Origin of the sequence: Streptomyces sp. NPDC026206 (assembly GCF_040638465.1) — a bacterium.
In the GTDB taxonomy this organism is placed as follows: domain Bacteria; phylum Actinomycetota; class Actinomycetes; order Streptomycetales; family Streptomycetaceae; genus Streptomyces.
This window is the reverse complement of the sequence record NZ_JBEZYL010000005.1, coordinates 68,166-80,965: the sequence shown is the minus strand read 5'-3', so window position 1 is coordinate 80,965 and position 12,800 is coordinate 68,166. Positions and strand designations below refer to the sequence as shown.

The following is a 12,800-nucleotide window of genomic DNA, read 5'->3' as shown; positions in this document are numbered from 1 at the left end:
TGACTCGGTCCCTGGCTGAGGGACCTGGGCATGGGTCATCGGGTGGCCTCGGGGCTAAGGGGACGGTGGAGAGAACGGGCCGACTGGTGGGGCACTATCCGCAGTCGCCCAGGAACACGCCCGACCCAGCGATGGAGTACGCCTCATACAGCGTGATCAGCTCCATCGGTATCGTCAGGAGGTTGGGCCACACGCAGACGAAGGCCACGAGCCCCGGCCATCTGCGCCAGAGCGGGACGTTGTCCCGACGGTGGATCCGCTTGCCGACCAGCACACAGGCAATGACGGCCGCCACGCCGAGGGCCACCCCTAGCCATGCGGCCGCGTATTCCGTCATGGGAAAGGGCATTTGCCGGCATGCGCGCTGTTGCTGCCAGGACCAGTCATTCTCGATGTCCTGTGCGTGCAGGGAACTGACAACGCCGGCAACGGTCATGACGGGCACCAACAGTGCCGCGATCGCCATGCCGGGCGTGGTCGGAGGCTTCTGCGGGGTTGCCTCGAACGTATCGGAAGCGGAGGGAGTGGCCATCAGTACCAATTCGGTTTCGGTCGGACGATGCGGATACGTTGTTCCCCGTTGTTCCTCTCGGCGACATGCAGTCGACTGTCCAGGCTCACGTTCTGAAACGTGCTGGTGTGCTGGGTCAGTTTGATGTCTCCGTCAGGGGTGACCGAGGTGACCACAGCGGCATGGTGTGTCTCGCCCTGGGCCGTCTTAGTGCCCGAAGCCACCTGCTCGTAGAAGATGACGTCACCGGGGCGCGCTTCCGACCTGGGGACCTCCTCGCCGCCGTTGCGCAGCAGGAAATTTTGCAGGCTTTCGGCTCGTGCCCATGAATCGGAGTGGAAAAGCTTCTTGTCCAACCAGTCGAACCCTGAGCCGTCTTTCTGGCGGCCCCACGAATTGTCCCCGTGGAGACCCCACCAGCGGTCGACCCTCTCCTCCATACCTCCGGCTTCCAGAGCCGAAGAAACGAAATTGGTGCAGTTACCCTGGTCCTCCCCGTAGTCCAGGTCGTCCTTCTTGTTCCAGTGGTCCAGCGCGTACCGCACCATCTCAACCCGGTCGATCTTGCCATCGCGCCCCCGGAGCTCCTCATAGGCATCCTCCGGCAAGCCATCGAGGTCATGGAGGGTCACGGGATCGGCCCACATCAATGCCTTCTGCTGGTCCGGCTTCAAACCGTCCCACCAGGCGCGGACGAGGTGCGGGTCCTTGCCGACCGGAATGCTCCCCCTGAGGATGGCGAACTCGACGTGGGAGGCCTCGGCCGCGAGCTCGTTGTGCGCCTTGCCGGTGTTGGACACGTCGACGGTCTTCGCCAGCTTGGCCAGCTCAACGGCCGCTTTCTCGTCGGCCTGTGCGGCCTGGCGCAACGATTCTTCTATCAGGCCGTTGACCTCGGCTATGTGCGTCGACTCCTTCGCGTACGCATCCCGCACGTTCTGCGGAACGTTGGGGCCCGTCGGCGCGGCGCCGGTATACGCGCCCACGGCGCGGCCGTCCTGGATGTGCAGCCCGTACTCGTTCGTCAGCTCGACCGCGTGGAACAGCGTGCGCTGGGCCCACTCCATCGAATAGGCCAGACCGTCGAGCACCATGGCCACGCCCTTGGTGATGTCGCCGCCGGCCTCCAGTCGGTTGGCGATGCCCTCCAGGCGCTTGCCCGCCTTCTTGCCCGTGGCGTCCACCCAATGTTCGTCGAGGGGTTTCTTGCCCTGCGCACGGATGTCCTCGGCGGCGGCTTCGGAACGCCGGGAGAGGACAACCCAGTCGTCGGCCGCCTTCTTCCACTGGTCGACGCGGCAATCGTATAGGTCGTGGAACGAGACCACGGGTCATTACCTCCCGAAGTCGTCGAGGCCGTTCTGGAGTCTGCTCAAGGCGTCCTTGGTCTGATGGTCCGTGGTGTCGTAGGCATTCGCCGAGCTGTGAAGATTCTCGGCCATGGTGCTCATCTGCTTCGCTAGATTGACCATGTGGTCCTCCCAGGCGGTCGCGCATAGTTTCAGCGTCGCGGCGGAGGCCCAACCGTGGTGACCGTCGGCGGCCGATTCGCTTGAGTCAAGAGAACGGCGGAGGTTCCCCAGTGCTGCCTGGGCGGCCGACCGGGTACCTCTCGCGCCTTGGCGCACGTAGTCCGTCTTGATATCGATATCCATTGATTCTTTCTGAGCGGCTCGACGGACGAATTCAGAGAGCCTTGCGGCGACGGGTGGCGAAGACGAGCAGAGGCACGCCGACCACGGCGACGGCAGCCAGGGCGATGCCGGCTACGAGGACGTTGCTCTTGGACAGCACGGCGTTGTCGTCGCTCTTGCCGTCGCCGGCTTGCGGGGTGTCTCCGGCGGTGGGTGCCGGGGAGGCTGAGGCTGCGGCCAGTTCGGGGAGCGGGCTCACGTTGGGCGGGCCGGGGTCGCCGGGGTTCTGCAGGGCGATGCGGGGGCGGACTACGCCGTAGCCGATGGTGTCGCTGCGCTTCTCGCCGCTCTTGGGGCCACCGGCGGTGTTGATGAGGACGCGGAGGACTTGGTTTGCCGTCCAGTCGGGGTGGACGGACCAGATGAGGGCGGCGGAGGCGGAGGCGAGGGCGGCAGAGTCGCTTGTGCCATGGCGTCGGCAAAGACCTGTGCCGCCCTTGCAGGTGGCGACGATGTTGTCACCGGGTGCTGCGAGGTCCACTTGTGGGCCACGCTGAGACTCTTCTGTCGCTTTGATGTTCTGGTCGACAGCTGCCACGCCCACCACGCCCGGGTACCCCGCCGGGAATTGAACTGGGTTGCCCTTGTTGCCCGCATTCCCAACCGCCGCGAAAATCAACTTCCCCTTGGAGATAGCGTAATCAACTGCTTCAGCTTGACGCGAGCTGCCAGTGAGGGATGCCATGGAAATGTTGATGATCTTGGCGTCAGAATCCGCTGCGTATCGGATCGCGGAGGTCATTGAGGTGCCCAAAATCTCCCTTGTGGCAGGCGCCTTGTTGTTAACGATCCGCAAGGGAAGGATCTTGGCTCCAGGCGCAAGCCCAAACGCACCAGATTGCCGGTTGCTCTTACCCGTTCCCGCGATGAGGACAGCCATTCCCGTCCCATGTCCGTCGTAGTCCGACTGCGCACCTCCCTCAATGCCCGAAAAATCCTTACCTGGAAGAACTTGCCCTTCAAGGTCTGGAAGTTCCGCGTCCACCCCACTATCGATGACAGCTACCGTCACGCCGGAACCTGTGCTTGTCCGCCACATTTCCTCGGCTTGCATCGAATCCAAGTACCACTGTTGAGAACGGATCGAGTCGGCCTGAGCTGGCCCCGCAGAGACGACAAGTACAAGAGACGCGGCTACACCACAGGCAGCACGTGTCCACCAGCCAGCATTGGCAGCCGAGCTGCGACGCATGTTTTCCTCCTGCCTTTGCCTGCGGTCAGTCGATGACGGGGGGCGCAACACGACGGTTTCCCTGAGACCAGGTCTCTTCTTCTTCCACCAGGTAGTCAGGGCGCTGCCCTTGCTGTGAAGTGCGACGGCCAGGGTTGGCGATACCTCCGCCGGGGAGCCTCACAAGGCCAGAACCACCAGGTGTGAAAGCCCGGTTCCCCGATGCTCCGCCTCGACTCTGTCCGCTACCTCCAATGACACCGCCAGGTTCGAATGCCAATCGTCGGCCGCCTACACGGCCAGCAGGAGACGCAGGAGGCGTCGCGTGCGGCGCGCCAAAGCCCATCGGTGTATGTGCTTGTCCAGGCTCCGTACCGATGACCGTGCCTCGCGGTACCTGAGTCGGAACCTGAGCTGACGTACGGGGCACCGGCCGTCCGCCGACCACGCCGTCTCGAGGCAATCCAGGCACTGAAGGGCCGAGCCCGCCGACAAGACCACGCCCCGGGATGCCCGGCACGGTTCCTTGACGCTGGCCCCCGACCGGACCCCTCGTCCCTCCGCCCGGTCCCGCAGGCACATGACTCATGGGCGGCATTGGCGGCCCCACTACGGGTACCAGCGGAGAGGTATTCGACGCACCACCGTGCGGCAACGGTGCTGGCTGCCTACCGGATGGCAGGACCGGAGCCTCGAGCATTGCAACTCCGCCGTCAACTTCCATGGAAACTGGTTGCGCGCTCGGCTGGACTCCTGACGCCACGCCGCCACGGATTACTCCTGCACCACCGACATCTCTCGCCGCCCCGGGCACGGACGCAACGCCTTGAGCCCCGCCACCCTGCGCTCCGGATGCCATACCAGCAGGTCCGTGGGCAGGTACGCCCTGTGCGCCGCCGCCTCCTGGTGCCGGGAGGTACTCCGGGTCGTCTGTGCCACCAGGCCCCTCCACCGGCATAGGCGGAAACGTAGGCCGCCCCGCCCCCGACATATTCCGCGCCGACCACGCATAAGACTCCGCAAGCTTCCGCATCAGCCGCGCCGCCTCAGCCCGATCCGCGTCCAGTTGCTGCTGTGCTGCGTAGGCCTCCTGCTGCGACGGCCCGGCCTTCTGCAGGCCACCGCTCTGGGTGCCCGACAGCGTAGGTGCCGCGACCGCGCCCACCTGGCCCGGGTTGTTGCTCCGGTACGAGTCCAGCGTGGCCTTGGAGGTCGGCGACACCGTCGGCATGGAGGACTGGACGCTGGAGAGGGTCGCCGCGGCGTGGGTCATCCACGCTCCCGCGTTCTTGCTGTACTCACCCAGTCGCAGCGTCGCGTTCGCCATGTCCGCGATCCATTCGCGGAACGCGTCGCCGCCCTGGCCCTCCCACTCGACACCCGACGCGTGGTCCTTCAGGCGCTCGGCCAGCTTGCCCATGGCGCCTGCCGCGCTCTTGAGCTTGCCGCCCAGTGCGGCGGTCGTCGCCGGGTCGGCGTGTTCGACCATCGCCTGCAGCTGCTCGTGCGACATCGACTCGAAGTCCGACGTCGTGAACAAGCCGCTGCTGGGACGGCGGATGAGGGGGCTGACACCGCCAACGGGGGATACGGGAGATACAGCAGGAGTCGTCATCAGATCTGTCCTTCGTCGCTGCCGTGCGGCTGAACCTGCCCCTGCGTGGACGAGTGCGGGGACGAGTGCGGGGACGAGTGTGAGCCCGCCCTCGATCTCACCGCCCTCTCGTTCGGGTCGAGCCTCGGCTCGTACAGCTCCTTCGTGCGGGCCTGGATGGCCCACATGCGGTCGCGTAGTTCGGCGTCGACGTTGGCGTAGCCGACGCGGGAGGCGTGGATGGCTGTGCCCAGGGCCTCGATCTGGTCGTTCAGGAGCTGGGAGAGGGTCTTGAGCTGGCTGTGGACCTCGTTGTATGCGCTGTAGAGGGAGTCGACCTCGGCGAAGTTGACGCCCAGCTGTGCGGGGACGAGGTGGCTGTCCGCTATGTGATGGGGGGCCGCCAGGGAGCCCTGGAGGTAGGCGAGGAGCTCGTCGACCTCGCCCTTGAAGCCCTTGAGTGATCCCAGCTCGGCCCGCAGTCCCGCGTCCCCACCCGCGCCCGCACCCACGTCGGTCCCGCCCCTCGTGTCAGCCCCGTATCAACAACCGGCCCAACATTACTGACAGGCAGTGACACGTACGTGAGTACGGGTACTCAAACCCCCGGCGCGCCCGCCGCCGTCTGCGGGCGGATCGGGAGGCGGTTGACCGGGCGGCCCGTGGCGGCGCGTACCGCGCCCGCCACCGCCGCCGGGGAGGTGACCACCGGCACCGCGCTGATCGCCTTCGCGCCGAAGGGGGCGACGACGTCGCGTTCCTCGACCAGCTTGACGATGTGGACGTCCGGCGCGTCCAGCGCCGTCGGCAGGGCGTACGCGGTGAGGTCGGGGCGGCGGACCTGGCCCGCACTGGTGCGGAGGTTCTCCGTCAGGGCCGCGCCGACGCCCTGCGTGATGCCCGCTTCGATGCGGGCCCTGGCCTGAGCGGGGTTCAGGACGCGGCCGACGTCCTGGGCCACGGCCATTTCCACGACCCGCACCGAACCCAGTTCCACGTCGACGTCCACGACCGCGCGCACCGCGCAGAAGGCGATGCCCACGAAGGCGTCGCCCTGCCCGGTGTCGTCCAGCGGCTCCGTCGGATGCGGGCGGCACTGGGCCGTCGCCCACAGTTCCTTGCCGTCGAGGGCCTCGGTGACCGTCGTGCTCAGCACGCCGTCGTACGAGGTGATCCTGCCGTCGGCGATCGTCAGCAGTTCCGTCGACATGCCGAACTGGTGGGCCAGCGGTTGCAGGAGTTGCGTACGGACCATTCTCGCCGCCCGCTCCACCGCGCCGCCCGAGACCCAGGTGTGGCGGCTGTGGGCCGCCGGGCCGCAGGGGGGCTGGTCGGTGTCGACGGGGGCGACGTGGACCTCGTCGATGCCCAGGACGTCCTGGACGATCTGGCGGGCGAGGGTCGTGAAGCCCTGGCCGGTCTCCACGGCCGCGCAGATGACCGTGGCCACCGAGCCACTGACCTTGACCGTGGCCGTCGAGACCTCGTCCGTGCCTTCCGCGCCCAGCATGTGGACCATGCCGAGGCCGTAGCCGACGCCGCGCCGGACCGCGCCCGGTTCGCCGGCGCCGTCGGGGCCGCCGGGCAGCAGCCAGTCGTCCTCGGGGTCGTCCTTCGGCAGGGCGGGCAGCGGGTGGTCGCGGACGGCGCGCAGGAGTTCCGCGACGGGGGCCGGGCACGTCACCGTCTGGCCGGTCGGCAGCAGATCGCCCGTCGCCATGATGTTGCGCATACGCAGCTCCGCCGGGTCCAGGCCGAGCTTCGCCGCGAGTTTGTCCATCTGGCCCTCGTACGCGGCGCACACCTGCATGGCGCCCTCGCCGCGCACGTGACCGGAGGGCGGGTTGTTCGTGCGTACGGCCCAGCCTTCGACGAAGGCGTGCGGGACGACGTACGGGCCGCAGGCGAAGGCGACGGCCGCGGCCAGCGCCTCCGACGAGGAGTCGGCGTAGGCGCCGGCGTCGAGCAGGATCTGGGCCTCGACCTTCACCAGCTTGCCGTCGGCGTCGGCGTGGTGCCGGTAGCGCAGCAGCGTCGGGTGGCGGTGGGCGTGGCTGAGGAAGGACTCCTCGCGGGTCGCCGCCAGCTTGACCGGGTGCCCCGTGCGCAGGGCCAGCAGGCCAAGGGCGAGCTGGATTCCCGGGTCCTCGCGGTCGCCCATGGCGCCGGGGACGCCCGTGACGACGACCTTCACGCGCTCGGGTTCCAGGGCGAAGCAGGCGGCGGCGAGGTCGCGGTCGGCGTGCGGGTCGGTGGAGGCGGTGTAGATCTCGACGCCGCCGTCCGGGCGCGGTACGGCGAGGCCGGCCTCGGCGCCGATAGGGGCGGGGTCCTGCCGGCCGATGCGGTACAGGCCCTCGACGACCACTTCGCCGTGCACGTCGGGGTCGCCGAAGCGCAGCGGGATGTGGCGGATCAGATTGCCGTCGGGGTGCAGCGACTCGGCGGCGAACGCCTGCTCGGGGTCGGTGACCGGCTCCAGTACGTCGTACTTGACGGCGATGGCCGCCGCGGCCAGGCGGGCGGTGTCCGGGTGGTCGGCGGCGACGGCGGCGATCGGCTCACCGTGGTAGCGGACGAGGTCGTACGCGAAGACGGGCCGGTCGGCGATGCGCCGGCCGTGGGCGGCGTCGCCGGGTACGTCCGCGTGCGTCACCACGACGCGTACGCCCGGCATCGCGGCGGCGGCGGAGGTGTCGACGGAGAGGATGCGGGCGTGGGGGTGCGGGGAGCGCAGCACGGCGGCCCACAGCAGGCCTTCGGCCCACAGGTCGGCCGCGTACGGGAAGGTGCCCTGGGTCTTGGCGGCCGCGTCGGTGGCCGGGAGGGAGACGCCGAGGCCGCGCGGCGGGGCGTCGGGAGCGGCGGGCGGCGCGACGGCGGCAGTGAGGACGGAGGCGGGGATGTCGCCCGCGCCCGTCGTGCCCCCCGTCCCGCCCATTCCGGCCGTCCCGCCCGTTCCTGTCATGCCATCGCCCTTCCACTGCCGCTGTCGCCATGGCCGTACGGACCCGCCTGGTGCGGGATGCGTGCCGCTTCCGTCTCCGGCTGCCCGTCCCGGTCCTCTTCCTGGGCCGCGGCCGTCTCCGCACGCTCGTCGACGACCTGGCGCACCGCGTCGAGCACGCCCCGGTAGCCGGAGCAGCGGCAGAGGTTGCCGCAGATGGCCTGCCGGGTCTCCAGCTCGGTCGGGGCATGGTTGCCCTCGAGCAGGTCGTGGACGGTCATGGCGAGCCCGGGCACGCAGAAGCCGCACTGGACGGCTCCGCACTCGGCGAGCGCGCGCTGCACGTCGGACGGCTGACCGCCCGACGCCAGGCCCTCGACCGTACGGATCTCGGCGCCGGCCGTGGTCGCGGCGGGGACGAGGCAGGAGGCGACGAGCCTGCCGTCGACCTGTACGGAGCAGGCGCCGCACTCGCCCTGCGAGCAGCCGTCCTTCGCACCCGCGAGGCCGAGGCGCTCGCGCAGTACGTACAGGAGGGACTCGCCGATCCAGGCGTCGGTGACGGGGCGGTCGGTGCCGTTGACGCTGAGGACGTACGAGGCGCACGGGTGCTCGTCGTGCGGGCCCGCCGCCATCGGCTCGCCATACGCCTCGGTACCGGCCTCCGCCTCCGGGTAGGCGGCGGCGTACGCGTCCGCTTCGAGGTGTGCCTGGCCGGCGCCGTCCGGCTCGGGGGCGGCTTCCACGCCTTCGGGAGCCGCGGCCGCTTCGGGAACGCCGGCGGCTGCCGGGGCCTCGACGGCTTCGGGCTCCGGCTCGGCACCGGGCGCGGTCTCCGTCCGGGCCGCGGGCACCATGGGGGACCCGTCGGGCGTCCACTTCGCGCCCGGATTTTCGCCCGCACCGGTGACCCCGCCGACAGCGCTCAGGTCGTAGTCGCCCGACTCGTCGACCATGTCGCCGGGCGCGGCCGCCGGAACGGACCACTGGCCGGACTGAGCGGACTGGCCGGTCTGACCGGACTGGCTGGACTGACCGGACTGGCTGGACTGAGCGGACTGTCCGGCACCGGTGTCGTTCAGCGCGTACTCGCCGGACTCCTCCACCGAGTCGTCCCCGGCGGCCGGCACCGTCCACTGTCCCGTGGAACCGGCCTCCGGCGCCGCGTCAGGGACACCCGCGTCCGCACCCGCGTCCGCGGCGAACGGCATGGGCCACTGCGCCGTGTCGGCCATGCCCGCGCCATGCGGATCGGTGCCGTGCGGATGGGTGCCATGCAGATCGGTGCCATGCGGATCCGTGCCGTACGGACCGGTCCCCTGCCGGCCCACGTCGTACGGATCGTTCGGGGCGCCGTCCACGCCACCGTTGCCGGTGGCCATGTGCTGTCCGTAGGAGGCCTCGTACGCCCCGTCCCAGTGGCCCTGCGCGTGCGGCTGTCCCACCGGGACGGGCTCGGGCACCGGCTCGGCGAGAGGCTCCGGCGCGGCCGCTGGCGCCTGGGGGTGCGTCTGTGGCTGCGGCCAGGAGTCGGTGGCGGGCGGCGTGTACCCGGTACCGGGCGCCGCCAGCGGACCCCAGCCCGCGCCCGCGGGACCCGGGTGCGCCAGGAGTTCGGGCGGGAGCTGGAGGAAGGTCGTGCCCTCCGCGTCGAGCCCGGCGCCCTGCGGAATCGGCTGCCAGCCGCCCGCGCCGGGCGCGGGCACCTGGGTGTGTCGCTGCTGTTCGTCACTCACGCGAGTGCCCTCCCCAGTGCTCGGCGGGCCAGAGTCGCCACCGTACGACGCAGATGCAGCACGGCCGGCGGCAGGGTGCCCGGCTCGGTGCCGTCCTGGGCGGACAGCTCCGGGGGCACGGGTGCCGGGTCGGGGATGCACGCCGCGGCGACGTACTCGCCGAAGGCGGCGCAGGCGTCCGGCGCGAGGGCTCGGTCGCCGTCCCAGTCGATGATCGAGGAGACCCAGCGCTCGGCGTCGAACGGGCGCAGCGGCATGGGCGCGACCGCGCCCACCGCGCACCGCACGCTGCGGCGCGCCGGGTCGAGGACGACGGCCACGGAGGCGATGGCCCGGCCGGGGCCGGTGCGTCCGGTGGCCTTGAGGAAGGTCTGCGGGGCATGCAGCAGCGGCACGCGCACGTAGCCGATCAGCTCACCCGGCCGGAGTATGTCGAGCCCGGCGAGGAGGCGGCCGACGGGGACTTCGCGGCGTGTGCCGCCGGGCCCCGCGATGACGAGCGAGGCCTCGAGGGCGGCGAGCACGGGCAGCGCGTCACCGGTCGGCGCGGCGGAGGCGATGTTGCCGCCGAGGGTGCCGGCGTTGCGGATCTGGGGCGGCCCGGCGGCGCGGGCGGCGGCGGCGAGGGCCGGGATGAGGGCGGCGAAGTCCGGGCGGCCCATACGGGCGTGGGTGAGACCGGCGCCCAGCAGGGCGGCGCCGTCCTGGTACTGCCAGCCGCGGATCTCGTTGATGCGGCCGAGGCCCACGAGTGCGGCGGGTCGCAGCAACCCGGAGTTGACGGCGGCCATCAGGTCGGTGCCGCCGGCGACGGGCACAGCGGTGGGCATGGCGGCCAGCGCCGCCACGGCTTCGTCGAGCGAGCCCGGCAACGTCACCGTGTGCGCCGCCTGCGGTGCGTGCGTGGTCAACCCAGCTGCCCCTTCCCCGGTGGTCCCGACTGTTCCGCCAGGTCTCGCCGTACGGTACGTGCTGTCGGCCCGGACGTGGCAACTCTGGCACATCTTGCAGGGCCACCGTCGCGAGGGTCCGCGAACCGCCGGACCGCCCCCACTCGGGAGAAAAGTCCGAGTTCGAACATTCTCTCCGCTGTAAGCATTGTGGGCGCATTGCCATATTTAGGGGATCCTTGTGTGTCTAACAGCGCCTAACGGCGCCTAACAGCGCTTACGCCGACTTACGGTGGCTTACGGCGGCCAATAGCGGCTTACGGCCGTGTGTGAAGGACCACCGTGCCAGGGCCACGCCATACGGTTCGTCACCTTCCGGCGCGCCTCACACGATCGGGGGCGCGCCCTCGATCGGGCGTCCGAGCACGCCGGGCCGGCGCTGCCAGGGGCGCGGGCCGCCCGGTGGGCGGTAATCGACGCCGAGGGCGTCGAGCCGGGCGTAGTGGGCGGCCATCCGGCGCTCGAAGTCCGCGTAGTCGCGCTGCCCCGGGGCGGGAAGGGTGGACCACACCGTCTCGGCGAAGGCGGCCAGGCGCGGGAACGCCTGGTAGTCGACGCGCTGCTGGGTCTCCGTCACCTCGCTCCAGAGGTTGGCCTGGGCGCCGAGGACGTGCGCGGCCTCGGCCTCCGTCAGAGCGGCCGGTACGGGCTCGAAGCGGTAGACGTCCTCAAGGGTGCGGACGTAGCCGATGGGGACGGGCTCGTCGTCGCCGGCGGCCTGGCGGTGGTCGAGATAGACGTGCTCCTGCGGGCACATGACGACGTCGTGGCCGGCCCGTGCCGCGGCGATGCCACCGCCGTAGCCGCGCCAGGAGGAGACGATGACGCCCGGCGCCGGGCTTTCTCCCGGCTGCCGGCCTTCCAGGATCTCGTCCCAGCCGACGAGCCGTCGGCCCCGCCCGGCCAGCCACCGGGCGAAGTGACGGATGAACCAGCTCTGCAACCCGTCCTCGTCAGCCAGCCCTTCCGCCGCCATGCGCTCCTGGGCGGCCGGGGACGCCCTCCACTGGTCCTTGGGGCACTCGTCGCCACCGATGTGGACGAAGGGGGAGGGGAAGAGTTCGAGGACTTCGGTGAGGACGTTCTCGTAGAAGGCGAGGGTGCTGTCAGTGGGGGCGAGTACGTTCGGGTTGACGCCCCAGGTGTCCCGGACGGAAAGGGCGGTGGTGTCGATGACGTCGGTGTTGCCCAGGTGGGGGTACGCGGCGATGGCGGCCTGCGAGTGGCCGGGGATATCGATCTCGGGGACGACCGTGATGTGCCGCTGCGCGGCGTACGCGACGATCTCGCGCATGTCGTCGCGCGTGTAGTAGCCGCCGTGCGGCCGCTCGTCCCACAGCCGGGACGCCCCGTGTCCGTATCTGCTCCGGGCGCGCCAGGCGCCGACTTCGGTCAGCTTCGGGTAGCGCTCGATCTCGATGCGCCAGCCCTGGTCGTCCGTCAGGTGGAGGTGGAGGACGTTGAGCTTGTGCGCGGCGAGCAGGTCGATGTAGCGCAGCACGCCGTCCTTCGGCATGAAGTGCCGGGCCACGTCGAGGAGGACGCCGCGCCAGGCGAACCGGGGGGCGTCCTCGATGACGGCCATCGGTAGGTGCCACTCGGTCCGCGAGCCGACCGGCGCCCGCCGGAAGGCGGCCGCTCCGAGCATGTGACGGAGGGTCTGCGCGGCCCAGAAGACTCCGGCGGCGCTGCCGCCGTCGAGGCGGATCCCGTGGCCGTCGGTCACGATCCGGTAGCCCTCGGGGCCGAGTTCCCGTTCCACGTCCGTGCTGACGCGCAGGACGATGCGGTTGTCGCCGCTCCGGCCGTCCGGCAGGGGCAGCCCGGTGGCGGCGCCGACGGTCGAACGCAGCCAGTGGGCGACGCCCTGCGTGCCGGGCCCCGCGTCGAGGACGGTCTCCTCGTCGAGCCCGGTCTTCTCGTCGAGGACGTCGAGCCCGCGGGTGGGCGGTGTCCGGTGGAACCGGCGCGGCGCGGGGATCAGGTCCGTGCCGGCGTTGCTCGCGAAGTCGCTCATGCCGTCCATCCTCGGCCGCCCTGCCCAGGAAAGCCCCCGCCCTGCCGGCGGGGCCGGAGACCCCTGCGGGGGACACCGCACCCCGCGCGACCGCCTTCCCGCGCGGCGCGACCCGGCAAGCGACCTGCAAGCGACCTGCAAGCGACCTGCAGACGACCCGGCAAGCGGGAGGCGAGCGAG

At 70.5% G+C, this 12,800-nt stretch carries 10 protein-coding genes; all 10 read right to left on the bottom strand.

All coding sequences use genetic code 11. The features are described from left to right. Positions 1–94: 94 nt before the first annotated feature. The 10 genes from AB0F13_RS10360 to AB0F13_RS10315 all read right to left on the bottom strand — a co-directional run bounded on the left by AB0F13_RS10360 (position 95) and on the right by AB0F13_RS10315 (position 12,620). Positions 95–466 (bottom strand): hypothetical protein, encoded by a 372-nt coding sequence (locus tag AB0F13_RS10360; protein WP_362078264.1) that lies wholly within the window; start codon positions 464–466, stop codon positions 95–97. 65 nt (positions 467–531) lie between these two features. Continuing rightward, positions 532–1,839, bottom strand: a complete 1,308-nt coding sequence (locus tag AB0F13_RS10355) for an amidase domain-containing protein (protein ID WP_362078262.1) — start codon at positions 1,837–1,839, stop codon at positions 532–534. Between the two features lie 6 nt (positions 1,840–1,845). Further along, a complete protein-coding gene (locus AB0F13_RS10350; protein WP_362078259.1) occupies positions 1,846–2,166 on the bottom strand; it encodes a type VII secretion target in 321 nt (106 codons plus the stop codon). 31 nt (positions 2,167–2,197) lie between these two features. Then, the gene (mycP, locus tag AB0F13_RS10345; RefSeq protein ID WP_362078256.1) at positions 2,198–3,397 is read right to left on the bottom strand and encodes a type VII secretion-associated serine protease mycosin; all 1,200 of its coding nucleotides are present in this window, start codon (positions 3,395–3,397) and stop codon (positions 2,198–2,200) included. 753 nt (positions 3,398–4,150) lie between these two features. Continuing rightward, complete coding sequence (locus AB0F13_RS10340) at positions 4,151–4,315, bottom strand: hypothetical protein (protein WP_362078253.1); 165 nt, start codon at positions 4,313–4,315, stop codon at positions 4,151–4,153. 675 nt (positions 4,316–4,990) lie between these two features. After that, on the bottom strand, positions 4,991–5,482 hold the full coding sequence (locus AB0F13_RS10335) for a hypothetical protein (protein WP_362078250.1): 492 nt from the start codon (positions 5,480–5,482) through the stop codon (positions 4,991–4,993). An 86-nt stretch (positions 5,483–5,568) separates the two neighbouring features. Next, positions 5,569–7,938: a molybdopterin cofactor-binding domain-containing protein gene (locus AB0F13_RS10330; protein ID WP_362078247.1), complete on the bottom strand. Its 2,370-nt coding sequence runs from the start codon at positions 7,936–7,938 to the stop codon at positions 5,569–5,571. After that, positions 7,935–9,653 carry a (2Fe-2S)-binding protein gene (locus AB0F13_RS10325; protein WP_362078244.1) on the bottom strand — a complete coding sequence of 573 codons (1,719 nt, stop codon included), beginning with the start codon at positions 9,651–9,653 and terminating at the stop codon, positions 7,935–7,937. The genes AB0F13_RS10330 and AB0F13_RS10325 overlap by 4 nt, the downstream gene beginning before the upstream one ends. After that, on the bottom strand, positions 9,650–10,564 hold the full coding sequence (locus AB0F13_RS10320) for an FAD binding domain-containing protein (RefSeq protein WP_362078241.1): 915 nt from the start codon (positions 10,562–10,564) through the stop codon (positions 9,650–9,652). Before AB0F13_RS10320 ends, AB0F13_RS10325 begins: the two co-directional genes overlap by 4 nt. A gap of 364 nt (positions 10,565–10,928) precedes the next feature. Then, positions 10,929–12,620: a beta-N-acetylhexosaminidase gene (locus tag AB0F13_RS10315; protein ID WP_362078238.1), complete on the bottom strand. Its 1,692-nt coding sequence runs from the start codon at positions 12,618–12,620 to the stop codon at positions 10,929–10,931. Positions 12,621–12,800: the final 180 nt, after the last annotated feature.